Raw genomic sequence first — 22,178 nt, 5'->3', positions numbered from 1 at the left:
CTCTCATTGCTCGTCTAACACGACCGGGACGCCGGCTTCGGCCACGTCGGCGGCGAACTCGCGGGAGTCGGCTTCGAGGTTAGAGAAGGTGTTGTAGTGGACTGGCATCACGAGGTCCGGGTCGATGGTCGCGGCCAGGGCGGCGGCCTCGTGGCGGTCCATCGTCGCCCGCGGGCCGATGGGCGGACACAGTAGCGATACCTCAAGCGTCCGGTGGCCAGGTAGGACATCCGAATCGCCGGGGTAGAACGCTCTGGTCCCCTCGACGGCGATCATGAAGCCACAGCCGAATCCCTCCGGGTGATACGGCGTGCCATCGGGCAGCGTATGCCGGCCGTCCGGCTCGTTGTACGCCGGTGTCGACCAGATCGGCACGTCCTTGACCGTGGTCTGTGATTTCATTCCGACCTCGACAACGTCGTAGGGGAGCGAGGATAGCGGCGGGAGGTCCCGATCGCCGACGCGCTCATCGATACCCTCATAGGCGACGATGGTCGCGTCATCGCTCGCGACGCGCTCGATACCATCCGGGTCGTAGTGGTGGACGTGTGTCACACAGACAATGTCGCCGTCTTCCGCGCGGTAGTCGCTGCTTGGCGGATGGCCGATGCCGTCCGTGTGGGGCTCCCACTCGCCGGTGAGCACGCCGTACCGGCCCGGGTCGACGTACACCACCGTGTCGTCGCCCGCGAACCGGAGCGTCGCGTACCCCAGCCAGTCGACGGTCAGCCCGTCGTGTCGAACTGTCATTAGATATCCGTACACGCTACACCCTGAATAAGGCCGCTACTCGTCGGCGTCGTCTCCGTGCAGAAGCTATACCCGGCCACTGTTCGTTGGGTGTCACGTGCGAAACTTCCACATCACGACGGTCTGGGGGATTCCGATACGGGTCAACGTCTCGCTGTTGATTTTCCTGCCGGTGCTGGCCTGGATTATCGGCAGCGGGGCCCAGATCTCGGTGTACGCGGGTATCGTGAGCGTCCTCTCCGGCGTGGAGCTTGACCTCACGGTACTGACTGCGGGCCAGACGCCGTGGGTTATCGGGACCGCCGCGGCCGTGGGCCTGTTCGCCAGCGTTGCCCTCCACGAACTGGGCCATGCCTGGGCGGCGATGCGCTACGGGCTCCGGGTGGAGTCAATCACGCTCTGGATTCTCGGCGGCCTCGCCAGCCTCGAAGCCATGCCAAAGGAGTGGAACCGGGAGCTCGTCATTGCGCTTGCCGGCCCTGCCGTGAGTATTCTGACCGGGGTCGCCTGCTACGCCGCGCTGTTTGCCCTGCCGGCGAGCGCGCAGGTGACGCTGTTCGTTGTCGGCTGGCTGGCCGTCACGAACCTCTTTCTCGCCGTGTTCAACATGCTGCCGGCGTTCCCAATGGACGGCGGCCGCGTGCTCCGGGCGCTGCTGGCGCGAACGCGTCCCTACGCGACGGCGACCCGCATCGCCGCCCGTATCGGGACCGGGTTTGCTGTGCTGTTCGCCGTCGTCGGCGTCATGTCGTTTAGCCCGATGTTGCTGCTACTCGCTCTGTTCGTCTACGGTGCTGCGTCGAGTGAATCCCGTACCGTCGCGTTGGCAGCGCTACTTGAGGGACTGACTGTCGATGACGTGGCCAGTCCACTCGATGCGACTATCGAGGCCGACGCCAGCGTTGAGGACCTAGTCGACCGGATGTTTGCCGACCGGCGGACGGAGTTCGCGGTCACGCGCGGTGCCGACGTAGTCGGCGTCGTCACCGTCGGTGATTTCAGGGAACTCTCCAAGGCCGAACGCGAAGCGGACACCGTCGCCGACCTGATGGAGGCAGATATGCCGCGATTCCCTTCGGGGATGGCTGCTTTCGATGCGCTTGTCGAACTCGACACTGCCCGGGCTTCCGCCGCCTTCGTCGACGGGCCTGAGGGAACCCGCGTGGTCTCCCGGGAAGACTTCGCCAGCGCGATGGAGATGCGTCGGGTCGTCGGCTCGCCGGAACCGTTCTAACACAGCGTTTAATGGCTCGAATACAGCCCCCTATCAGCTAGAAGACCCTACCTGAATCTGGCTGGATGACATGTGCGAACCATGAGTTTCCGATTCGTTGCGGGGATTCCGCTGAAACAGAGACGACCGCTCCTGACTGTCGGTACACCCAAGAGGGGGCGACGTACACTACTGGACAATGCAATCCGGGCTCGTCGAACTGTTTGTCGACCTCGTCGGCACCGACCCGCTGATAAACGGCCTCGTCGGCGGAGTCATCATCGCGGCGATGAACCTCTTTGGTGCGTCGCTCGTGCTTGTCTGGCGTGACCCCTCGGAGCGGGCGCTGGACACGGCACTGGGCTTCGCCGCCGGCGTGATGCTGGCCGCCGCGTTCACGAGCCTCATCATTCCCGGTATCGAGGAGTACTCGGGCGGAAATCCGATTCCGACGCTTATCGGCGTCGGACTGGGCGCGCTGTTCCTCGACCGCGCGGACGGTCTCGTCCCCCACGCCCACTACTTACTGACAGGCAACCGGCGGTCGGACGCGGCCAACCCCAGTCAGGACCTCTCGGTCGACGAATCCAAACTGGCGGGCGTCATCCTGTTCATCCTCGCGATCACGCTGCACAACATCCCTGAGGGGCTGGCCGTCGGCGTCGGCTTCGGTGCGGCCGCCGGCGACCCGCTCCAGATCGGCGGCGCGCTCTCGCTGATGCTCGCTATCGGTATCCAGAACATCCCCGAGGGGCTGGCCGTCTCCGTTGCAGCAATCAATGCAGGTCTGGACCGTCGGCTCTATGCTGTCTTCGCCGGGATTCGCTCCGGCGTCGTGGAAATCCCGCTGGCGGTGCTCGGCGCTGTTGCCGTCGTGACCATCGAACCGCTCCTGCCCTATGCGATGGGCTTTGCGGCGGGTGCGATGCTGTTCGTGATTTCCGACGAGATAATCCCCGAGACACACCAGCGCGGCTACGAGCGCGTCGCGACGCTCGGCCTGATGGCCGGCGTCATCATCATGCTGTATCTGGATATCGCGCTTGCAGCCTGAGTCTTGTCTTCGTGTCCACTATTCTTCGTAGGGCCAGTTCGGGTCGCGGTCGAGGTCCGTCGGCTCCTCGCAATCTCCGGCCTCGTCGGGCGAACATGCCCCGTGTTCGCGGAAGTTCTCACGCGCTTCTGTCAGTGACACGTGGTTCGTATCGCTGACGAACTCTACATCGCCGAACTGAATCGGGTCGTCGAGCCAGTGACACACCGGGCACATCTCGTATGACCCGGGTCGGCCCTCCGGGAGTGTCTGGTAGCCACAGCACGGGCAATAGCCCAGTTCCCGTGCGGCTGGATTGCCGGGCGTCTCGGTTGACATATTTCGTGGTATGCGTCTTCACACCATAGAATTATCGACCCGGAGCGATGCATGACTATCGCTGAGACGGACAGATTACTCCGACTGTGTGTCTTCGACTTTCTCCGCGTACTCCTCCAGCTCAGCGGCCAGTTCGCGGGCCTGGACTGCCGAGAGCGTTACCGAGTCAGCGTGTGGCTTCACCGCGTCGAGGTCGGTGTTGTCCATCTCTAGCTGGAGTTCGACGTGGTCCGGGTTCTTTCGCGGCGCGGTCACGTTCAGGACGGCCAGGGCCTCCTCCTCGAAGCCGTGGCCCTCTACCTCACCGTCGAGCAGGTCGAAGGTCGTGTACGCGTTGACCTTCATGATGCGGTCGACCATATCGCGTGTTCGCGGGCCGGAGACTTAACGCCCGTTACTCAGCCGCGGTCACGCCCTCGTAGCCGACTCGCTCGGCGTCCGACTCCGCGCGGTCGATAGCCGCATCGAGGTCGAACTCCCTGACGATTTCCCCGTCCCGAATCAGTGGCTCCAGTAGCGACTCGGCGTCCGCCGGCCCCTCGCGGTCGGCCAGGCCGATGTGATGGCCGCCATCGGCGGTTCGGTACACTGACTTCGTCCCGGTGAGCTTCCCTCGCTTGGCGGCCGGCTCGCCGTCCAGTTCGACGATATCTAGCGCGAAATCCAGTGGGTCGGCGTTGGCGACGTACCCTCCGACGCCGAAGCCGTCGGCCACGTCTCGTAGTTCTCGCAGGGCTGCCGGGGTGATACCGCCTGAGAGGAACAGGTCCACGTCCTCGTGCCCGTAGGCGTCCAGCGTCCAGCGTACCTCTCGAACGATGTGGCGGAAGTCCCCGCGGCGGGAGCCGGTCGTGTCCAGCCGAACGCCCGTGAGGTCATCGACAGCTTCCGCCGCGCGGAGCGCTTCGTCGGTCTCGTCACTGTAGGTGTCGGTCAGCGCGATACGTGGTGTCTCCTCCGGGACAGCGGCGTCGAACGCCTGCCACGCCTGCTCCTGATTGCCCCGGCCGAAGCAAATCATGAGTGCGTGGGGCATCGTCCCACCGGCGTCCCGGCCGATAACCTCACCCGCAGCGACGTTCGAGATACCGTCGAGACCACCCAGCAGCGCGGACCGCTCGACCATCGCACCGATCGACGGGTGGACGTGGCGCGAACCAAAGGAGAGCACCGTCGACTCCGGTGCGGCGTGGCGGACCTCTAGTGCTCGCGTCGCGACACCGGTCGAATGTGAAAGAAAGCCAAGGAGCGCCGTCTCTAGACGACAGAATTCCCGGTACGTCCCCTCGATTCGCATCACCGGGCCACCGTCGAACAGTTGTCCTTCGGGGAGCGCGTCGACATCGATGTCCCGCCCTTCGAGCAACTCGGCGGCGTCTTTCAGCCCCGACAGTAGCTTCCACCGGCCCGTCGCGAACTGATTCGCCGTCACCTCGGCGACCACGTCCGGGTTCTTGCCCGCGTGTTCTAGCGCCTCCATCGTCCGGTCGAAGTAGGCGTCGGTCGCCCGCCCCTCGCGAATCGCCTCTGGTGAGACGATGTCGAACTCCTCGCTCATGGTACGGTGTTTTCAGTGTGGCGAAAAAAGCGGTCCGGTCGGCGACTGCCCCTCAGGACTCTGCTTGCTGGTGAATCTCGTCGAGGTCGCTCACTGTCGGTCCGTTGACGATGCGGACGGTCTTCCCCGACCGGACCACGCGGAAGGCGTCGTTGAACTGGTCGTCTGCTGGGACGACGTAGACGTTACTGCGGGGCTGGCTAGCGTCGTGTTCCTCGGTCAGCGCCGCTCGGTAGGCCTGTGCGAACTCGCTAGCATCCGCCTCGGTGTCCCAGCGGGTCTCCCAGACGTACCCGTACCCGCCGGAGCCGTTGCGGTAGGGCACGACAAGGTCACCACCCCAACCTGCCGAGACCTCGCTCTCGTAGCTGTAGCGGTCGCCCTCTGTCTGCCTGTTGTGGTACATCATCGCGTAAATCGAGGTCTCCCCAACTGTGTCGCCGACCGGGTCGTGGTCGAAGCGGCTCCATTCGTCGGTCGAACGGTCAGCAACAGTGACGTTCACGGGCTTTTCGTCCGGATATTTCGAAGAGTGGAGCACCTGTTCGGTGCTGTCGGGGAAGTTGTCGTGGAGGGCGTCAACGGCGTCCCAGCCACCGTCAGAGCGAACCTGATCAATGAACCGCGGTCCGGTAACGTAGGGCTGGTAGAGAACCGTGAACAGCCCCTCGTTGTAGCTCGGTTCCTGGCTTTCGGTATCGCCGTCGTTGCTGCCTCCGTCACTGGTCCGGTCCGGGAGCGCGATACAGCCCCAGCCGTCACTGCACTGACGTTCGTAGAGGGCACGGACGTAGTTGGCCTCGCCCTCGGTAACGCCCTGTCGTGATAGTTGTGTGTCCTGCGTCTTCGCGGAGCCGTTCAGCCCGAAGTGCTGGTCCTGCAGGGCGTGAACGAGTTCGTGTGAGAGGGTTCGTCGGTCGATCTGTGGCGTCTCCGTCGGGCTGACGATGACGATTTCGTCCTCGCTCGGCGAATAGTAGCCCTGCACTGTCGTCGAAAGTGTGTCATCGATTTCGTCGCTGCTGCCGGAGTCTTCACCGATTATCAGGAGCGCTTCCCACACCTGGTCGTTCCAGGGGTCCTGTGGACGACTGCTGTCGCCGCTGTCGTTGCCCCCGGACCGGTTCTGGTACTCTGCCCGGGAGATGACCGAAACCGGGACCGATTCTTTGAATTCCAAATCGCGGACCTGCTCGACGCGGGCCATCGTCCGGGCGACGACAGCCTCCCGCTCCGTCTCATTCAGTCCGTCGTCGGTCGTCACTGACACCGAGTCGTCGTACCAGTAGCCGTTCTCGTAGCCGATGGCGTCTTCGCCGGTCGGCGTCGCAGGGTGGTCGCTGCCGCCGAAGGACGGAACCGCACAGCCCGCGAGGACGACCGCCAGCGCGACGAGCAGTTCCTTACGCATCGTGGACCTCGCTCAGTTCGTCGGCTGTCGGTGCGTTCACCACAGTGACGGTCTGTCCGTCGACCCTGACCGAAACAGCGTCGGTGTAGGGACTGTCCTCCGCTATTACCCAGTGGCCGTCCGTGGTTCGAGTGCCGCCCCAGTGAGCGATGACCGCTGTCCAGGCGTCGACGAATTCGCGGGCGTCGGCCTCGCTGGCCCACGTCGTTTTCCAGACGTATGCCGTTTCGTCGCCGCTGGCGTAGACGTGCATCCGGCCACCGGTCCAGCCGTCGGTCGCGGGCAAGTCGTAGTTGTACGGGTCGTCGCTGTCCAACGCCCCATCCTTGTAGTTGATGACGTCCCGCGTCCGGACAACGCTCGACTCGTTGTAGTCATCGGCGATGGTGTACGCCATCGACCCGGCGATGGCGGAGGGGCCGACAACGGCGTAGTCGGGTCGGTCGCGGTCGGTCGAGGGTCTGACCCGCTCCCAGTCGTCGCTGGACCGGTCTGCAAGCGAGACTGACTCGGGTTCCCACTCGGGGTAGCGCTCGGGATAGGTCACTTCGGCGGCCCCGTCGGGATAGTCGTCGTAAGCGTCATTGACGGCGCTCCAGCCGCCACGTTCTCGAAGATTTCCGATCAGGCCGGGCCCGTCGCTGTAGGGGAAATACTGCATGAAGTTGATACCGAAGTGGCGGTCACCGCCACCACCGCCGCTCTGGGCAGGCCTGTCGATACAGCGCCATGCCTCGCCACAGCGGTCGGTGTAGGTCTGGGTGACAGCAACGGCATCGCCTTCGACCATGCCGTTCCGACCCTGTACCTGATCCCGCGTCTGCGCGTCACTTTCGAGGCCGAAGTGCTGGTCCTGCAGCGCGTGGACGAGTTCGTGGGCCAGCGTCCCCCGGCTAATCGTCGGTGTCGCCGATTCACTGACGATGACGATTTCACTTCGCTGGCTGCTGTAGTACCCCAGCACGCTTTCTCCGCGGTTGCTGTTCTGGACCGCAATAGAGTCGCGGTCCTCACCGATGAAAAACAGCGCCTCGAACTTCACGTTGTCAAACCGGCGCAGCGAATCGCCGGTCTCGCCGCCACCCGTGTTGTTGCGGTACTCGGCCCGCGAGACGACGGAGACCGGAACCGTCTCTTCGAACTCCAGCCCGCGAATCCGTTCGACGCGGGCCATTGTTCGGGCAACGACGGTTTCCCGCTCTGTCTCGTTCAGTCCGTCTTCGGTTGTTACCGATAGCGACTCGTTGTACCAGTAGCCGTTCTCGTAGCCCAACCGGTCCGTCGCAGGCGCTGCCGGGGCGGAGTCGTTGCTCCCGTAGTCGGTCGCGGGTTCGCTTGGCGTCAGATCCACGTTGCTTGACTCCGTCTGGTCGGGCGACACACTGGGTGCCTGACAGCCTGCAAGTAACAGCGCAACGGCACAGAGAACGACGAGGGCGAAAGGGCGGCGCATCTACTTTCACGGTAGGTTACCACAGTGAAAAGTCACACGCTCATCGTGACCACATTCGTCGGCCAGAAGGACTTTGTGCGTCTGTTTGGGCCGTCCGAACCCCACCGTGAGAGTAACTTTCGTAGTCGCGCCCTGCCAAGGTTCTCGTATGGAACTCGACCCAGCGCAGACCGCCATAATTGTCGTTGATATGCAGAACGGCTTCTGTCACCCCGACGGGAGCCTCTACGCACCGGACAGCGAAGCAGCAATCGAGCCCTGTGCCGAACTCATCGACCGTGCCCGTGAAGCTGGCGCGAAGGTCGTATTCACCCGCGACGTGCATCCGCCCGACCAGTTCGAGGACACCCACTACTACGATGAGTTCGACCGATGGGGCGAACACGTCGTTGAAGATTCCTGGGAGACCGAACTCGTCGACGAGCTTGACCCACAGGACGAGGACTTGATCGTCGTCAAGCACACCTACGATGCCTTCTACCAGACGGAACTGGAGGGGTGGCTCGACGCCCACGGCGTCAAGGACTTGATCATCTGTGGCACGCTCGCGAACGTCTGCGTACTCCACACCGCGTCCAGTGCCGGCCTTCGAGACTACCGACCAGTGCTTGTTGAGGACGCCGTCGGCTACATCGAGGACGAGCACCGCGAGTACGCACTGGATCACGCGGAGTGGCTATTCGGCGAACTGACTGACCGCCACGACCTCACGTTCGCCTGACGGATGGGCGAGGGCCCAGCCTATGAACAGGTGAAGCAGACCTGCACTGAGCGCTATCGATAGTCTAGCTACGTGGCGTCGTCGACGGCCGCGGCCCGCTCGATGGTCACCCGTACCTCGTCGCCGACGGTGAGGTCGATGCCCTCGCCAACGAGTTTCGCGCCGAAGCGCTCGCGGCCACAGAACAGCGCGATACCGGTTATCGGGTTGCCGTTCGCCAGCACGGTCACGTCGTCCCATGCGACCGTTCGGCCGTCGGCTGTCCCGACGTGTTGGCCTGCAAGGGCCGCGGCCTCGACCCCATCATGACTCAGCAGACCACCACCCGAGTAGTGGGGCAAGCCGCCGTCGAGAACGCTTGAGCCGTCGCCGTCGACATCGTTGGCGATGCCAACGAAGGATTCACGGGGTTCCGGATGGGCAGGTTCGTCAAGTCGGGCCCACGTTTCGCCGCTGTCGACGACGGTCCCGGTCCCGTCCCAGGACAGCGGCGTCACGTCGACGGCCACGTCGACCGGCAGCGACCCCGACGCCCGGTAGGGGTTCGCATCAGGGTCGCGGAAGCCGAGGTGGATGTGGTTCGGGACCCACGGCGCGAAAAAGCCTGCCCGCACCAGCGCTCCGAGGTCGTCGCCGACGGCCACTGTCTCGCCGGGTTCGACAGCGGGGTCGACGTGCAGTAACCGCGCCACAGTATCGCCAGTATCGATCACGATGAGGTGATCGTGCTCGGCGGCGTAGGCCTTCGGCGGGGCCTGGACCGTCTTTGTATCGACGACCTCGCCAGCGACTGGTGACGGTGCACGTTCGCCGTCGGGGTAGAGGTCGATGGCACACCCCTCGTCGTGGGCGTCGAACGGCGAGTTGTACAGGGAGAACCGGTAGTACTGGACAAGCACGTCTCGCGGTATCGTGACGGCCATCGACGGCGATTAGGGGTGTACCGGTATGGCTCTGTCGTCCAAGACCACCTTTTTCTGCGTCGGGTGGCTCGCGATGCTCGCCACCACTCCTTGAAAAACGTGGTCTTGCTGAGCGGAGTCGTTCGAGGGGCGCAAGCGCCCCTCGTGATGACGAGAGAGCGAAGCTCTCTCGAACCACGAAGCAAGGCTTGAAAGACGAGTTCGCGAGTCTTTCGGTGGCGAAAAAGCCGCGCTCTCACAGAGTTCGAGCGCGGTACACCAAACCTGGCTTTGGATTGCTCTGTCTCATTCGCTCTCTGCTTCTGACAACTTGTGACACGGCATCACGATGGCCTGTTTCGTTACTGCGTCCTGGTTCGTCCGAGGGTTCAAGAGCCATACTGGGGCCATCGCTTCGTGTGCGCTGACGACGACCGCGGCGGGGGCAGCGGGAGCGCGACACGTCCCGCCGCGACGGTCACGTGTCGCCTGTTCGCTATCCACCGCTGTGGGGTCACCTGCTGGACCGGCGACCGATTTAATCCGAAGGGGCCGTACGGTGTGACTATGCGCCTGCTACGGGGCCGCGCCGCCGACCCCGAAACCGATTTCGAGCGGACCCGCGAGATGGCCGAGACGGTCGCCGAAGACCGCGAGCCAGCCCTGCGAGTCTGGCGACCGCACAGACAGGTCGCGTTCGGCCGCCGTGACGCGAACAGCGACGGCTACGACCGAGCGTGCCGGGCCGCTCGCGACCGGGGGTACACTGTCATCGAGCGCGCCGTTGGGGGTCGCGCTGTCGCCTACACTGGGTCGACTGTCTCGTTCTCCCTCGCTGTCCCGACCGAGGACCCGCGAGGGACTATCGATGACCGCTACGAGTGGGCCAAAGCCACTGTGCAGCGCGCGCTTGACGACTGCGGCATCACCGCTCGGACCGGGGAACCGGACGCCGCGTTCTGTCCGGGGAGCCACTCGATTCAGGCCGACGGTAAAATCGCGGGGCTCGCCCAGCGCGTCCGCCAGTCCGTCGCTGTTGTCGGCGGCATTGTCGTCGCTCGGGACCACGTGGCTATCGCCGAGGTGCTGGCCCCGATTTACGAGGCGCTTGATGTCCCCTTCGACCCCCAGAGCGTCGGGAGCATCGCCAACGCTGGGGGAACCGACGACCCCGAACGGGTCATCGCAGCGCTGGAGCGGTCACTGGCTGACGGCCGCGACGTCTCGGTGGGCACTATCCGAGAGACTTAGGGGTGCGCCCGGCCGACTGGGCGTATGCTCATCCGTAACGCGACGCTACCGGACGGTCGTCAGCGCGACGTCCGTGTGCGTGGCGAGTCAATCGTCGAAGTCGGACGCGACCTCGACGCGTCCGACCAGCATGTCATCGAAGCGACCGGCAAGCGACTGTTTCCGGGGATGATCGACGCGCACGTTCACTTCCGCCAGCCTGGCTACCCGCACAAGGAGACGTGGGAGAGTGGGTCCCGGTCGGCGGCGGCCGGCGGCGTCACGGCTGTCGTCGACCAGCCAAACACCGACCCACCGACCATCGACGGGGAGTCGTTCGACCAGAAGGCCGAGTTCGCTGCCGATTCCGTCGTCGACTGGGGTATCAACGGTGGCGTCACGGCCGACTGGATTCCGAACGTCCTCCTTCGCCGTCGGCTGTTCGCACTCGGCGAAGTGTTCCTCGCGGACTCAACCGGCGACATGGGTATCGAGGCCGACCTGTTTGCCGACGCACTGGAGGCTGCCACCGACAACGACGTGCCGGTCACCGTCCACGCCGAGGACGCTGACTACTTCAACGACGATGCCCGGGCCCGTGACGACGCCGACGCTTGGAGCGCGTTCCGGACCGCAAAGGCCGAAGCGGAGGCCGTCGAGCGGGCCTGTACAGTCGCGCAGAAACACGATGCGACGATACACATCGCCCACACGTCCACGCCAGAGGGCGTCGACATCGCCAGTGAGGCCGGGATGACGACCGAGGTGACGCCACATCACCTGTTGCTCTCGCGGCGAGATCTCTCAGATCTGGGGACGTTCGGGCGGATGAACCCGCCTCTGCGCCGCGAAAAACGCCGCCAAAAGCTCTACGAGCGCGTCGTCGACGGGACCGTCGATATGATCGCAACGGACCACGCGCCACACACCCGTGAAGAGAAAGACGCCAGTATCTGGGACGCGCCGTCGGGCGTCCCCGGTGTCGAGACGGTCCTCCCGCTCCTACTGGCTGAAGCTTGTGACCCGGACAGCGGGCTCACCTACGAGCGCGTTCGGGACCTCACTGCACGCAACCCGGCCGACGTGTTCGACATCCCACAGAAGGGGGCTATCGAAGCCGGCAAGGACGCTGACCTCGTGCTCGTCGACACGACCGAGACGAGCGCGATCAGCGGTGCGACGCTCCACTCGAAATGCGACTGGACGCCGTTCGAGGGCCATGATGCGGTGTTCCCTGAATGGACGATGGTCCGGGGCACGGTCGTCTACGAGCGCGGCGACGTGCTGGAAGCTGACGATAGCACTGCTCAAGAGGACGTGTTCTACGACCATCAGGGCGAGAATGTCCGCGGTGCGGACAGCGAGCGGCTAGAATAACGTCGCGACGACGGACGTCCCCACCATTATCCCGCCGCCACCGCCACAGAGCCGGGCCATTGCCCGCCGCGAGTCGCGCTCGGTCCAGTTGCTTCGTGTGTCCATGTGTTCCTGCATGGCTTCGATGCCGCGGCCGGCGAGTATCGACCCGGACCAGCCCAGCAGGCCAAAGCCGAACACCAGTGCGCCGAGGGCGAACACCGTCGCTTCACTCGACCGTGCATCACCGGTGTAGAGCGTCCAGCCCACCATTCCGAGGCCACCAAGCAGGAGGCCGACGACTAGCCCGCTCCCAACCAGTCGCGCCCGGACCGCGACGTACTGCCGGAGCCGCGGTGGGGAACCGCGCTGGGCCATCAGTCAACCGCGTCGCGCATCCGCGGATCGAGCGCGTCGCGCATCCCGTCACCGAGCAGATTGAACCCGAGCACGGTGATAGCGAGGAACAGCCCCGGGAAGAAGGAGAGCCACCACTCGCCGGTCAGGAGGCCGTTCTCGACACCGCGGGAAAGCATCAGTCCCCACGATGGCGACCCTGCCTGTGCACCGAACCCAAGAAACGACAGTGCAGCGAGGTCGATGATGGCGAGTCCGAAGTTCAGCGTGGACTGGACGGTAATCGGCGCGAGCGTATTCGGTAGGATATGCCGGATGAGAACTCGCGGATCAGTCGCGCCAAGCGCGACCGTGGCGTCGACGTACTCGTCTTCAAGCACTTTGAGTGCGGCTCCCCGAACGACTCGAGCGAACCGCGGCGTGTACACCAGCACGAGCGCCGCCACGGCCCGCCAGAGTCCAAGATCTCGCGGGAAAATGGCGACCAGCGCGAGTGCGAGCAACAGCGGCGGGAACGCCAGCAGCACGTCCATCGTCCGCATGATGACGTTGTCGGTCACGTCGCCGTAGTATGCTGCAATAATGCCCAGTCCGACACCCACGGTCGTTGAGGTCCCGACCGTGATCGTCCCGAATTTCAGGGCCAGCCACGCACCGTACAGACTCCGCTTGTAGATGTCACGTGCCGCCGCGTCTGTGCCGAACAACTGCTGGTTCGCGGGCGCGGGACCGAGCCAGCCGGGCGGTGCGCGGTCAGCGATTTCGGTCCCGAGCTGTGAGCTGGCAAGTGCGCCGACATCGTATGTCACGCGGGCGTAGATGGCGACGGCGGCCATACTGAGGATGATCGTCAGCCCGACGACGGCGAGGCGGTTCGTCAGCAGGTCGGCGAGGAACGGGGACGCCCGCAGGCGTCCCAGCGTCCCCCGTGTCTCGGTGTCCGTACTCATTGTTGGATCCGTGGGTCAAGATAACTGTAGGTGACATCGACGAGGAGGTTCACAAGCGTGAACAGCAGGGCGAAGGTGAGAACCGTTCCCTGAACTACCGGGTAGTCAGAGACGCCGATAGCGTTGACGATGGTCAGCCCCATCCCGTTGATACCGAACACGGTTTCGGTCAGGACTGCCCCGCCCAGCAACGTGCCGAACTGGATCCCGATGACGGTGACGACCGGAATCAGCGCGTTCCGGAAGCCGTGTTTCATCAGCGTGATCTTCGCGCCCTGCCCTTTCGCCCGCGCGGTCCGGATGTAGTCCTGACGGATGACTTCGAGCATCGAGGACCGCATCATCCGCGAGATGAGCGCTGTCGAGTAGACGCCGATGACCACCGCCGGCAGGAACAGGTGATGCGCCGCCGAGAGGAACGCCTCAGTGTTTCCAAGCAGGATCGTATCGAGCGTTATCATCCCGGTCAGGGGCAGTTCACGACCGAACAGCATCCAAGTGTCGGGCAGGAACAGCGTCGATTTGATGCGGCCACTGGTCGGGAACACATCAAGATACGTCGAGAACAGCAAGATGAGCAGCGGTCCGGACCAGAATATTGGGACCGAGATACCAGTCAGCGCTCCGATCCGAGTGACGTGGTCCGTCAGTGAGTCTTGCTTGACCGCGGAGATGATGCCCAGTGGCAGTCCAAGCAGGATGCCCGCTGCTTGGCCGTAAATCGCGAGTTCGAGCGTGATCGGGAGTCGGTCCGAGATGACCGATCGGACGCTGTTCCCGCGGCTGATGCTGTAGGACTGGCCGAAGTCGAATCGTGCCGCGTCCCACAGGAAGCTCAGGTACTGTTCCCAGAGCGGCCGCCGAAGTCCCAGCTCAACACGTATTTGTTCTAGCTGTTCGGCTGACGCTCGCTGGCCAGCGATAATGATAGCCGGGTCGCCCGGGGCCAGGTGGAGAATCGCGAAGACGACCGACGCCACGCCGAACAGCACCGGGATGAGCAACAGCAGCCGCTTGATGACGAACCGTGGCGGTACCACCGGCTCGGCCAGCTTGAAAAGAAACTGTGTCCAGTTCATTCGAAAGTTCTCTTGAAGCGCTACTGCAGCTCGACTGTGTTAAGATACGGGCCACCGACAGAGCTGATCGTGTAGGAGTCCTCGACGACAGTCTCGTTGACTGCCCGAAGCGTCTCGGCGTAGTCGAGGAACACCCACGGGGACTCGTCGTAGGCTATCTGGCTGGCTTCCTCGTACATCGTCTCGCGGTCGCCCTCCGCGTAGGTCTTCTGGGCTTCCCGGACGAGTTCCATGTAGTCCGTGTTGGCCCATCCGGAGACGTTGAGGGTGTTGTACCCGTCGGCGTCGAAACTGACCCAGTCCTGCCCGTCGGGGACGGCGTCCATCTCGACCTGCGGGTCCAGTAGGACGTACAGGAAGTTGTCCGGGTCGGCGTTATCGGTGTACCAGCCGAGGAAACAGGCGTCGTGTTTCCCGGCCGACGTGTAGTCCAGATACGGCCCGAAGTTGGAGAACTGGTTGATGTTGACCGTCAGACCGATTTCCTCTAGGTCTGACTTCACTTGGTTCGCCGTGTTGACCGGACTGGGGTTGTATCCGCGGGGGTTCGAGAACGTCGCGAGTTCGAACTCGAAGCCGTCGCCGTAACCCGCCTCTTCGAGCATCGACTGGGCCTTCTCCTTGTCCGTCGGATACGGATCGAGGTCGTCGTTGTGCCCGAGCACGTCCGGCGGGAGCGGCTGGGAGGCCTGCGTTGCAAAGCCCTGGTAGATCTGGTTGACGATGGCCTCGGTGTTGACGGCGTGGGCGATGGCCTGGCGGACCTGCTGGTTCCGGAACGGCTCGAACCGGGCCATGTTCATCGCCATGTAGCCGTGGTTGATGCCGTCCTTCCGCAACAGGGTCGCCGTTCCGCTTTCCTCGGCGCGCTGGAATCCGGAGGAATCGAGGTTGTCTGTGATGTGTGAGGCCCCGTTTATGACGTCCTGCACCCGCGTGCTGTTTTCGGTGATGGTCTTGAAAATGACCGTCCCGACGTTCGGGCCGTCACCCCAGTAGTCGTTGTTGGCCGTCAGTCGGATGCGCTCGTTCGGGTTGTCGAGCGTATCGAACTGGAAGGCCCCAGTACCTGCAGGTTCACTTCCGAGGTCGGCTTGACTGTCGCCCAGTGACTCGATCTGGGCTTTCGAGAGGACTGCCGAGGCGAACATCGCGAGGTTCCGCAGGAACGGCGCAAACTGCTGTGTAAGCTCGATCGTCAGCTCGTAGTCCTGACTCGCGTCGACGCTTTCGATCCAGTCGCCAAGCGTGAACGGACCGTACCCCGACCGGGTATCATCGCCGAGGTAGTACTCGTAGTCGCTCTGGGTGAACCGCTGCCAGGTCGCCTTGAAGTCTGACGCGGTGAACTCTTCGCCGTTGTGGAACATCACACCCTGTCGGAGCGTCAGCGTCGCGGTACTCCCCTCAAGTGTGTAGTCAGTTGCGAGCGCGTCTTCGAGTTGGCCGCCGCTTCCGGCTGCGAACTGGATGAGGGTGTCAAACACCTGGTTGGTGACTTTTGCCACCTCGCCGCTGGTTGACTGCTGTGGGTCGTAGTTCTCGGGGTGGTCACCGCGGGCGTACACGAGCGTCTGATCGCTTCCGCCGTCGCCCCCGTTTCCACCGTCGCCCCCATCGCTACCAGTCCCGTCGCCACCGTCTCCACCTTCGGTCCCGCTACCATCACCGCCGTCGCCGGAACAACCTGCAAGCGTTGCGGCTGCCGCGGCACTGCCGGCCGCGGTAAGGAAGCTCCGTCTGTCCAGAGAATCACCGGATGACATGGGACTTTCTTCAAACAGATCTATTATAATTGTACCGGATAGATCAATGATTCAGTTATATATCTCCTGAGCCTTATGTGCAGCTAAGTAATATTATTCAGTCACCGCTTCCGTCACTCTGATCGTAAAGGTGGCACGCTGCTGGATGGGAGTCCGGCTGGAGTGCAGGGTGCTGTGTCTCACAGACGCTCTCGAATCGATCCTGTAGCACCGATGCGGCAGCGTCCCAGTCCTCGTCCGCGAGATGCTCAATCGACGTCCCGACGACGCGGCGGTTCTCTCCGGTCAGGCTCGTTTCGAAGAACCGGTCGAACATCGTCTGTTTGAACGCCGACATCGACACCTGTCCCCTGCCGCTTGGCTGTTCGGTGAGATCTGCGCCGCCGTCCGTCGCCGCTGTGGCGCTGTCGGCGTTTCCGGCCTGCTCCCGGACTGCATCGATGGCGATGGCCTCGTCCTCGACCCGTTGCCGGTAGTCCATTACCTCGCGGTACGTCTCCTGCTCGATATCGATATCCGGTGGGATGACCTCGGGACAGCGAGTCCGGAAGTGACAGCCTGACGGTGGGTCAATCGGTGACGGGACATCACCTTTCAGCAGTATCCGGTCGGCTTCCACGGTCGGGTCCGGTTCCGGGATCGCCGACATGAGCGCCCGCGTGTAGGGATGTTTCGGGTCCGCGAACAGGTCCGGCGTGTCGGCGACTTCGACCACCTCGCCGAGATACATCACCGCGACACGGTCACAGATGTGGCGAACCACGCTCAGGTCGTGGGCGATGAACAGATACGTCAGGCCGAACTCGTGCTGGAGGTCCTCCAGGAGATTGATTATCTGGGCCTGTACGCTCACGTCAAGCGCTGAAACGGGTTCGTCACAGACGATGAAGTCGGGGTCGACGGCGAGCGCGCGGGCGATCCCGACTCGCTGGCGCTGTCCGCCTGACAGTTCGTGCGGGTAGCGGTCGTACTGGTCTGTGTCGAGTCCCACCGCCTCCATGAGGTCAGCCACACGGTCGACCCGTTGCTCGCGGCGTGAGCCGTCACCGGTGTCCTCCGGGAGATCGTGGATTTTCAGCGGCTCCATAATCGTCTGGCCGACGGTCATCCGCGGGTCGAGGCTGGACATCGGGTCCTGGAAGATCATCTGCAGGTCCCGGCGGACGTCACGTAGACCACTTTTATCGAGCTCCGAAAGGTCCTGTCCGGCAAAAACGACCTTCCCGTCTGTCGGTTCAAGTAGTCGGAGGATGGTCCGCCCGGTCGTCGATTTCCCACAGCCGGACTCGCCGACGAGTCCCAGCGTCTCGCCCTCGTAGATGTCCATCGAGACGCCGTCGACGGCTTTGACTGACTCCGGTTCGCGGCCGACGTACTTGTCCAGCAGGTCGTCGGCCCGCGAGAAGTGTTTTTTCAGCCCGTCAACCTCCATGAGCTGTCTGTCCGTTCGTGTCGTTTCCGTCGCGGCAACGCCGGTATCGCCGGTACCGTATTCGTCCGTATCGAACGATTCGAGGATACACTTCGAGCGATGGGTGACGTCGTCCGGGCCGTGCTGGAGGTACGGAATTTCGCCCTCGCGACACTCCGGCTCAGCCCACGGACAGCGGTCGGCGAAATGGCAGCCACTTGGCATGTCGATGAGGCTGGGGACGTTCCCCTCGATCGGCGTCAGCCGCTCTGTCCCATCGCCTGGTATCGATTCAAGCAGCGTGTACGTGTATGGATGTGATGGGTTGTTGAAGATTTCTTCGACCGGCCCCTCCTCGACGATCTCGCCGGCGTACATCACGGCGACGCGGTCGCAGGTCTCTGCGACGACGCCGAGGTCGTGCGTGATGAACAGCACCGACATCCCGAGGTCCGCCTGGAGGTCGTCGATAAGGTCGAGAATCTGTGCCTGAATGGTCACGTCGAGCGCCGTCGTCGGCTCGTCGGCGACGAGAAGCTTTGGGCGACACGCCAGCGCGATGGCGATGAGCACGCGCTGGCGCATCCCGCCGGAGAACTCGTGAGGATACTCGTTGACGCGGTCGGACGGTTCCGGGATACCAACCTCCTCCAGCAGCGAGATAACGTCCGCCCGGACCTCCTCATCCATCTCGCCGCCCCGGCTGATCGAGGGCGTGATTTCACGGACGGCGTTGAACCACGAGTCGTTTCGCTTGCTCCCGTAGCGGTGGAGGCGCAGGCTCTCCGCGACCTGCTCGCCGACCGTTATCGCGGGGTTCAGCGAGGTCATCGGGTCTTGGAAGATCATCCCCATGTCGCCGCCGCGGATGTCCCGCATCACCCGTTCCGGGGCTGCCGTCAGATCGACGTAGCCGTCGGTAATCGTGACGGGTGCGTCACCGGCCTCCGGGAGGGCCTTTTTCGGGGCTTCCCGAATGAACTGCTTGGCCAGCGTCCGGTCATCAGCCGTCGTCTCAAGCGATGCAGGGAGCCGACTCCGGTCGACCGTCGCCGCGTCGATGGTGATGAACCCACTGCCCTCGTCGGCTGTCCGTACTGCTTTCGGATACTGCCGGGACAGCCGTGTGACTGTCTCAAGTGCGCCGAACCGGATCTCTCCGCCGGCGATGTGTCCGGGCTCGTCGACGATATCCATTGCCGATAACGCTGTGACGGATTTCCCTGATCCGGACTCGCCGACCAGACCGACGGTCTCCCCCTCCCTGACGGTGAGGTCGATGCCGTCGACGGCTTTGACGGTTCCGCGGTCCGTCTCGAACTGGGTACGGAGGTCAGATAATGTTAAGAGGTCGCGCATCTGTCCCCTTCTTCTCAAAATACCAGTAAAACTGTTGTGCCACTGTCCCACCAACAATTTATCCCGGCCGCCGCCACACTCGACGTATGAACGACCCTGCCGACCCCGAATCTAACCCCTTCGACCGTGTCGTCGGTCACTGGGAGCAGGTCATCGAGGACATGACTGCGACGGCAACACAGTACCGCGACGACGGGCGCGAGGCCATCGAACTCCACCCCGGCGACGTAACAGTGCTGACCGGCGAGCCGCGGACGATGGCCGAACAGACCGGCCAGTACGAGCCCGAAACACGGCGGCTTGGCTTCGATGTCGTGGTTCCGGGCGATGAGTTCCGGCGGGTCGCCGACGCGCTCGAAGACCGCACCGTCGACCGCTCTGAGGTGTTTCGGGCGACCGACGACGGGATGGTGTTCCTGCTTGTCGCGCTGGAATGTGGCGACGACCTCGCCGTGCTCGTGCCGCTGTACTACGACAAGACTGACCGCGCGGACCTCTCGCAGGTCGCCGCCGACCACGGACTGTACTCGCATATCCGACCGCTCAGCGACGATGAGGTGGTTACCGTCACCCACGAGGACCCCGAGCCGTTCTTCCCCGACTGAACGCCAGTTCAGGACCGGGCACCAACTGCGTGACTATGACTGCTCACGCACCCGGGTCAATCGGTACGCCGGCACGTCGAAGGCGATGCCATAGAGCACCCGATTGCCGATGACACCGACGCCAAAGCCTGAGAGAACGGCTGCGAGTACAAGCGTCACCGACGCCTCGGAAAGCATCATGAGGCCGGCGACAACCCCGGAAAGCACGATGAACGACGCCAGTGCGGCGACCTCCGGATAGACGCCGGGGACCGCGTCGTGTTCGACGACAGCCACCGTGATCCCCGTCAGGAGTCCGAACCCGACGACTACCGCCAGTACGTCGACCAGTGCTGTCCCCGCCTCCGCGTAGCCAAGCACTGCTCCGCCGATACCGATAGCCAAGTCAGTCCGTAGCACTTTCTGTGTCGCTTCGTGGACCGACATCGACGGTTGTGCGTCAGGGTCGATGTCGTCCATCTCAGCCGTGGCTACTCGTCGACCTGAAATTCATTGCCACACTCCGGACAACACACCTCGTCGTGTCGCAGCGCCGCCGACTGCTCGCGGACTTCCCGCATCACCGAGGAAATCCGGTCTTCGGCCTCCATCTCGTCCTCAACGGCGAGATCGACGCCCTCGACTTCGAGGAGGAACTTCGCGACCTCGGTGGCCTCGTACATCACGTCGTCGAGGTCCTCGGCGGTGAAGAAGTCACACATTGCACCGTAGAGGAACGTTGCGCCGGCCTTCCGGACCTTGTCTTCGAAGGCAGCGCGGGCCTGATTGACCGCCTGTGGCGTGTACGTGTCCGTCATGAACGGGACGAGTTCTGGGAGGTTTTCTCCGATTTTCGTCATCTCGACGCCCGTTTCGGTCCGGAAGTCAGCACAGAGGCGGGCGATGGCCCACTCGCGGGCGGTGATGTACGTCCGGTCCCGGAGGAAATCGTTCGCGCGGTCGTAGGTCCCGCCCTCGATTTTCTTGAAGCGGTCGTACTTCTGTACGTCGGACGGGATGTCACTGGCTTCGGACACCGCCGTCTCGCTGGCTTGCTCGGCCGGTGCTGTCTGTTCAGTGGCCGAGTCAGCAGGGCCGCTCCCTGTGGTGCCGTCGTCGGCCCCGTCATCCGCGGCCGCCGGGTCGTCCGACTGGTCTCCGGCCGATCTGTCGTCTGCCGCCTCGACATCCGTCTCGTCCGGCGGTGCGCCCTCAGTCATAGCCGAGCATGCGTGCCCGCGGTGAAAAAGGGTATCGCCGCCGCCCCGCTGTCATGGTCTTCTCCCGACAGTTCAGCCGGGTGGCTTTTTTACCGCTCCCATACATGGCCCGACTATGAAAATACTGCTCGGTGTCGGGGGCAGCGAACTGTCCTACCAGGCACTGACCGAAACACTCGAACGTGTCGCCGAAACGGGCGACGAACTGACCGTCGCTGTCTTCGACAACGAAGACAATGACACCGATATCGAAGCGGTCCAGCAACGGATACAGGAGCATATCGACGAAAGCGGGCTCGAGCCGCCGCTCCGCCGTGTCGAAGGCACCTCGCCGGGAAGTGAGCTGGTGAACATTGCCGAGAGCGAGGAGTTCGATAGGATCGTCCTCGGCGGCGGCGGCCGCTCGCCGCTCGGGAAGATACAGCTCGGCCCCATCGTCGAGTTCGTCCTCCTGAACGCACAGACGCCGGTGACTCTCATCCGATGACTCGCACGTACCCAGATGAACCCGCCGAAGCGTTCCCGCAGCCACCGCGGACGATCACCGACCGCGAGGACCGGTCCATCGACGTCATCCCTGCGGACGACGCCGACACGGAGAGCCTCGTCGAGATGTATCTCGACTTCGACCCCGCCGACCGGGCGCAGGGCATCCCGCCGGTCAAAGAAGACGCCATCCGCGAGTGGCTCGACACAATCCTTGACGGCGACTGTGTCAACGTCGTCGCCAAACACGACGACACTGTCGCTGGCCACGCGACGCTGGTCCCAGACAACGAGGACGAGCACGAACTCGCTATCTTCGTGTTACAGGCCTACCAGGGTGCTGGTATCGGGACAGCGCTGGTCGAGACGCTGCTGGGGTACGGCCAGGCCGAAGGTATCGGCCACGTCTGGCTCACCGTTGAGCGGTGGAACGATCCGGCGATATCGCTGTACGAGAAGGTCGGGTTCGAGATCAGTAGCGCCGAGAGCTTCGAGATAGAGATGGGGATCCGTCTTTAGACGGTGAGGACTGGCTGGCTTGCGTACTCGATGACGTAGGTCGCTGCGCGCCCGACGGCTTTTTCGCCTTCGCTTCTTTCCTCGCGCGGGACGACGATGAAATCCGCGTCGATGTCCTCAGCCACGTCGAGGACAACGCTACCCGGCGTCTGCATCAGCCGTGTCTCGGAGAACGCGGTCGCGGACGACGTTTCGAACGCGCCGTCGTGGGCGTCGCGGAACCGTTCTCGGATACTCTCGGTGAACGCCTGGTGCTCCTCGGCGATCGCGGTCGCGCTCACGTCGCCGCTGTCGATATCCTGGTGGAGTCGTTCGTCAATGACGAACAGCAGGTGGAGGTCGGCGTCATACCGCTCCGCAACGGCGATCGCGTACTCGGCCGCTCGTTCCGACTGGTCGCTGCCGTCGACCGGCGCGAGTACGAGGTCGATATCCATCACTCGCCACTGTGACCCCGGCCGGCAAAAATCCACCGGGGTTC

Annotated in this window: 23 protein-coding genes; 8 read left to right on the top strand and 15 right to left on the bottom strand. The window is 63.7% G+C overall.

All coding sequences use genetic code 11. The features are described 5' to 3' along the window. Window positions 1-3: 3 nt before the first annotated feature. A complete protein-coding gene (locus RBH20_RS12990) occupies window positions 4-750 on the bottom strand; it encodes an MBL fold metallo-hydrolase (protein ID WP_306709228.1) in 747 nt (248 codons plus the stop codon). Between the two features lie 97 nt (window positions 751-847). On the opposite strand from RBH20_RS12990, the gene RBH20_RS12985 reads away from it, so the two are divergent. Together RBH20_RS12985 and RBH20_RS12980 are read left to right on the top strand one after the other, a co-directional pair. After that, window positions 848-1,984 carry a site-2 protease family protein gene (locus RBH20_RS12985; protein ID WP_306709225.1) on the top strand — a complete coding sequence of 379 codons (1,137 nt, stop codon included), beginning with the start codon at window positions 848-850 and terminating at the stop codon, window positions 1,982-1,984. Between the two features lie 178 nt (window positions 1,985-2,162). After that, window positions 2,163-3,017: a ZIP family metal transporter gene (locus RBH20_RS12980; protein ID WP_306709223.1), complete on the top strand. Its 855-nt coding sequence runs from the start codon at window positions 2,163-2,165 to the stop codon at window positions 3,015-3,017. Between the two features lie 18 nt (window positions 3,018-3,035). Here RBH20_RS12980 and RBH20_RS12975 read toward each other — a convergent pair whose 3' ends face one another. The 5 genes from RBH20_RS12975 to RBH20_RS12955 form a co-directional block, all read right to left on the bottom strand. Next, entirely contained in the window at window positions 3,036-3,335 is a 300-nt protein-coding gene (locus RBH20_RS12975) for a CPCC family cysteine-rich protein (protein ID WP_306709222.1), read from the bottom strand. A 75-nt stretch (window positions 3,336-3,410) separates the two neighbouring features. Continuing rightward, window positions 3,411-3,695: a DUF6360 family protein gene (locus RBH20_RS12970; RefSeq protein ID WP_306709221.1), complete on the bottom strand. Its 285-nt coding sequence runs from the start codon at window positions 3,693-3,695 to the stop codon at window positions 3,411-3,413. Window positions 3,696-3,729: 34 nt separating this feature from the next. Next, window positions 3,730-4,893 carry a nicotinate phosphoribosyltransferase gene (locus tag RBH20_RS12965; protein WP_306709219.1) on the bottom strand — a complete coding sequence of 388 codons (1,164 nt, stop codon included), beginning with the start codon at window positions 4,891-4,893 and terminating at the stop codon, window positions 3,730-3,732. 52 nt (window positions 4,894-4,945) lie between these two features. After that, window positions 4,946-6,304, bottom strand: a complete 1,359-nt coding sequence (locus tag RBH20_RS12960) for an Hvo_1808 family surface protein (RefSeq protein ID WP_306709217.1) — start codon at window positions 6,302-6,304, stop codon at window positions 4,946-4,948. Further along, window positions 6,297-7,757, bottom strand: a complete 1,461-nt coding sequence (locus RBH20_RS12955) for an Hvo_1808 family surface protein (protein WP_306709214.1) — start codon at window positions 7,755-7,757, stop codon at window positions 6,297-6,299. Before RBH20_RS12955 ends, RBH20_RS12960 begins: the two co-directional genes overlap by 8 nt. 148 nt (window positions 7,758-7,905) lie before the next feature. Here RBH20_RS12955 and RBH20_RS12950 point away from each other — a divergent pair, with 148 nt between their 5' ends. Further along, on the top strand, window positions 7,906-8,478 hold the full coding sequence (locus tag RBH20_RS12950) for a cysteine hydrolase family protein (RefSeq protein ID WP_306709212.1): 573 nt from the start codon (window positions 7,906-7,908) through the stop codon (window positions 8,476-8,478). Window positions 8,479-8,546: 68 nt separating this feature from the next. Here the strand turns inward: RBH20_RS12950 and RBH20_RS12945 are convergent, their stop codons facing one another. Next, window positions 8,547-9,401: a hypothetical protein gene (locus RBH20_RS12945; RefSeq protein WP_306709210.1), complete on the bottom strand. Its 855-nt coding sequence runs from the start codon at window positions 9,399-9,401 to the stop codon at window positions 8,547-8,549. A 546-nt stretch (window positions 9,402-9,947) separates the two neighbouring features. Here RBH20_RS12945 and RBH20_RS12940 point away from each other — a divergent pair. Continuing rightward, window positions 9,948-10,631 carry a lipoate--protein ligase family protein gene (locus RBH20_RS12940; protein ID WP_306710459.1) on the top strand — a complete coding sequence of 228 codons (684 nt, stop codon included), beginning with the start codon at window positions 9,948-9,950 and terminating at the stop codon, window positions 10,629-10,631. A 24-nt stretch (window positions 10,632-10,655) separates the two neighbouring features. Then, a complete protein-coding gene (locus tag RBH20_RS12935) occupies window positions 10,656-11,987 on the top strand; it encodes a dihydroorotase (protein ID WP_306709208.1) in 1,332 nt (443 codons plus the stop codon). On the opposite strand, the gene RBH20_RS12930 is transcribed toward RBH20_RS12935, so the two are convergent. The 5 genes from RBH20_RS12930 to RBH20_RS12910 all read right to left on the bottom strand — a co-directional run bounded on the left by RBH20_RS12930 (window position 11,979) and on the right by RBH20_RS12910 (window position 18,888). Beyond that, window positions 11,979-12,344, bottom strand: coding sequence for a hypothetical protein (locus tag RBH20_RS12930; RefSeq protein WP_306709207.1), 366 nt, complete (start codon window positions 12,342-12,344; stop codon window positions 11,979-11,981). The two genes, RBH20_RS12935 and RBH20_RS12930, sit on opposite strands and share 9 nt — an antisense overlap. Next, window positions 12,344-13,273 (bottom strand): ABC transporter permease, encoded by a 930-nt coding sequence (locus RBH20_RS12925; protein ID WP_306709205.1) that lies wholly within the window; start codon window positions 13,271-13,273, stop codon window positions 12,344-12,346. The genes RBH20_RS12930 and RBH20_RS12925 overlap by 1 nt, the downstream gene beginning before the upstream one ends. Next, window positions 13,270-14,352 (bottom strand): ABC transporter permease, encoded by a 1,083-nt coding sequence (locus RBH20_RS12920; protein ID WP_306709203.1) that lies wholly within the window; start codon window positions 14,350-14,352, stop codon window positions 13,270-13,272. The genes RBH20_RS12925 and RBH20_RS12920 overlap by 4 nt, the downstream gene beginning before the upstream one ends. A gap of 20 nt (window positions 14,353-14,372) precedes the next feature. After that, window positions 14,373-16,118 carry an ABC transporter substrate-binding protein gene (locus tag RBH20_RS12915; RefSeq protein WP_306709202.1) on the bottom strand — a complete coding sequence of 582 codons (1,746 nt, stop codon included), beginning with the start codon at window positions 16,116-16,118 and terminating at the stop codon, window positions 14,373-14,375. A gap of 97 nt (window positions 16,119-16,215) precedes the next feature. Beyond that, window positions 16,216-18,888 carry an ABC transporter ATP-binding protein gene (locus RBH20_RS12910; protein ID WP_306709201.1) on the bottom strand — a complete coding sequence of 891 codons (2,673 nt, stop codon included), beginning with the start codon at window positions 18,886-18,888 and terminating at the stop codon, window positions 16,216-16,218. An 86-nt stretch (window positions 18,889-18,974) separates the two neighbouring features. Here RBH20_RS12910 and RBH20_RS12905 point away from each other — a divergent pair, with 86 nt between their 5' ends. Next, on the top strand, window positions 18,975-19,493 hold the full coding sequence (locus tag RBH20_RS12905) for a hypothetical protein (RefSeq protein WP_306709199.1): 519 nt from the start codon (window positions 18,975-18,977) through the stop codon (window positions 19,491-19,493). 33 nt (window positions 19,494-19,526) lie between these two features. Here the strand turns inward: RBH20_RS12905 and RBH20_RS12900 are convergent, their stop codons facing one another. Next, on the bottom strand, window positions 19,527-19,952 hold the full coding sequence (locus tag RBH20_RS12900; RefSeq protein WP_306709196.1) for a hypothetical protein: 426 nt from the start codon (window positions 19,950-19,952) through the stop codon (window positions 19,527-19,529). A gap of 11 nt (window positions 19,953-19,963) precedes the next feature. Beyond that, window positions 19,964-20,692 (bottom strand): DUF5806 family protein, encoded by a 729-nt coding sequence (locus RBH20_RS12895; protein WP_306709194.1) that lies wholly within the window; start codon window positions 20,690-20,692, stop codon window positions 19,964-19,966. 115 nt (window positions 20,693-20,807) lie between these two features. Here RBH20_RS12895 and RBH20_RS12890 point away from each other — a divergent pair, with 115 nt between their 5' ends. Together RBH20_RS12890 and RBH20_RS12885 are read left to right on the top strand one after the other, a co-directional pair. Beyond that, entirely contained in the window at window positions 20,808-21,179 is a 372-nt protein-coding gene (locus tag RBH20_RS12890; RefSeq protein WP_306709192.1) for a universal stress protein, read from the top strand. Then, on the top strand, window positions 21,176-21,697 hold the full coding sequence (locus RBH20_RS12885) for a GNAT family N-acetyltransferase (protein WP_306709190.1): 522 nt from the start codon (window positions 21,176-21,178) through the stop codon (window positions 21,695-21,697). Before RBH20_RS12890 ends, RBH20_RS12885 begins: the two co-directional genes overlap by 4 nt. Here the strand turns inward: RBH20_RS12885 and RBH20_RS12880 are convergent. Continuing rightward, entirely contained in the window at window positions 21,694-22,134 is a 441-nt protein-coding gene (locus RBH20_RS12880; RefSeq protein ID WP_306709188.1) for a universal stress protein, read from the bottom strand. The genes RBH20_RS12885 and RBH20_RS12880 overlap by 4 nt on opposite strands. Between the last annotated feature and the right edge of the window lie 44 nt (window positions 22,135-22,178).

The sequence above is a fragment of the Haloarcula sp. H-GB4 genome, from assembly GCF_030848575.1.
Classification (GTDB): domain Archaea; phylum Halobacteriota; class Halobacteria; order Halobacteriales; family Haloarculaceae; genus Haloarcula.
Note: the sequence above shows the minus strand (reverse complement) of the source record. Positions and strands in the feature narration are given on the sequence as shown.

What these genes read in the sequence shown, in the direction of transcription:
- RBH20_RS12990 (WP_306709228.1), bottom strand. Translation starts at nt 750, where the DNA reads ATGACAGTTCGACACGACGGGCTGACCGTCGACTGGCTGGGGTACGCG.
- RBH20_RS12980 (WP_306709223.1), top strand. Translation starts at nt 2,163, where the DNA reads ATGCAATCCGGGCTCGTCGAACTGTTTGTCGACCTCGTCGGCACCGAC.
- RBH20_RS12975 (WP_306709222.1), bottom strand. Translation starts at nt 3,335, where the DNA reads ATGTCAACCGAGACGCCCGGCAATCCAGCCGCACGGGAACTGGGCTAT.
- RBH20_RS12970 (WP_306709221.1), bottom strand. Translation starts at nt 3,695, where the DNA reads ATGGTCGACCGCATCATGAAGGTCAACGCGTACACGACCTTCGACCTG.
- RBH20_RS12965 (WP_306709219.1), bottom strand. Translation starts at nt 4,893, where the DNA reads ATGAGCGAGGAGTTCGACATCGTCTCACCAGAGGCGATTCGCGAGGGG.
- RBH20_RS12960 (WP_306709217.1), bottom strand. Translation starts at nt 6,304, where the DNA reads ATGCGTAAGGAACTGCTCGTCGCGCTGGCGGTCGTCCTCGCGGGCTGT.
- RBH20_RS12955 (WP_306709214.1), bottom strand. Translation starts at nt 7,757, where the DNA reads ATGCGCCGCCCTTTCGCCCTCGTCGTTCTCTGTGCCGTTGCGCTGTTA.
- RBH20_RS12950 (WP_306709212.1), top strand. Translation starts at nt 7,906, where the DNA reads ATGGAACTCGACCCAGCGCAGACCGCCATAATTGTCGTTGATATGCAG.
- RBH20_RS12945 (WP_306709210.1), bottom strand. Translation starts at nt 9,401, where the DNA reads ATGGCCGTCACGATACCGCGAGACGTGCTTGTCCAGTACTACCGGTTC.
- RBH20_RS12940 (WP_306710459.1), top strand. Translation starts at nt 9,948, where the DNA reads ATGCGCCTGCTACGGGGCCGCGCCGCCGACCCCGAAACCGATTTCGAG.
- RBH20_RS12935 (WP_306709208.1), top strand. Translation starts at nt 10,656, where the DNA reads ATGCTCATCCGTAACGCGACGCTACCGGACGGTCGTCAGCGCGACGTC.
- RBH20_RS12930 (WP_306709207.1), bottom strand. Translation starts at nt 12,344, where the DNA reads ATGGCCCAGCGCGGTTCCCCACCGCGGCTCCGGCAGTACGTCGCGGTC.
- RBH20_RS12925 (WP_306709205.1), bottom strand. Translation starts at nt 13,273, where the DNA reads ATGAGTACGGACACCGAGACACGGGGGACGCTGGGACGCCTGCGGGCG.
- RBH20_RS12920 (WP_306709203.1), bottom strand. Translation starts at nt 14,352, where the DNA reads ATGAACTGGACACAGTTTCTTTTCAAGCTGGCCGAGCCGGTGGTACCG.
- RBH20_RS12915 (WP_306709202.1), bottom strand. Translation starts at nt 16,118, where the DNA reads ATGTCATCCGGTGATTCTCTGGACAGACGGAGCTTCCTTACCGCGGCC.
- RBH20_RS12910 (WP_306709201.1), bottom strand. Translation starts at nt 18,888, where the DNA reads ATGCGCGACCTCTTAACATTATCTGACCTCCGTACCCAGTTCGAGACG.
- RBH20_RS12905 (WP_306709199.1), top strand. Translation starts at nt 18,975, where the DNA reads ATGAACGACCCTGCCGACCCCGAATCTAACCCCTTCGACCGTGTCGTC.
- RBH20_RS12900 (WP_306709196.1), bottom strand. Translation starts at nt 19,952, where the DNA reads ATGGACGACATCGACCCTGACGCACAACCGTCGATGTCGGTCCACGAA.
- RBH20_RS12895 (WP_306709194.1), bottom strand. Translation starts at nt 20,692, where the DNA reads ATGACTGAGGGCGCACCGCCGGACGAGACGGATGTCGAGGCGGCAGAC.
- RBH20_RS12890 (WP_306709192.1), top strand. Translation starts at nt 20,808, where the DNA reads ATGAAAATACTGCTCGGTGTCGGGGGCAGCGAACTGTCCTACCAGGCA.
- RBH20_RS12885 (WP_306709190.1), top strand. Translation starts at nt 21,176, where the DNA reads ATGACTCGCACGTACCCAGATGAACCCGCCGAAGCGTTCCCGCAGCCA.
- RBH20_RS12880 (WP_306709188.1), bottom strand. Translation starts at nt 22,134, where the DNA reads ATGGATATCGACCTCGTACTCGCGCCGGTCGACGGCAGCGACCAGTCG.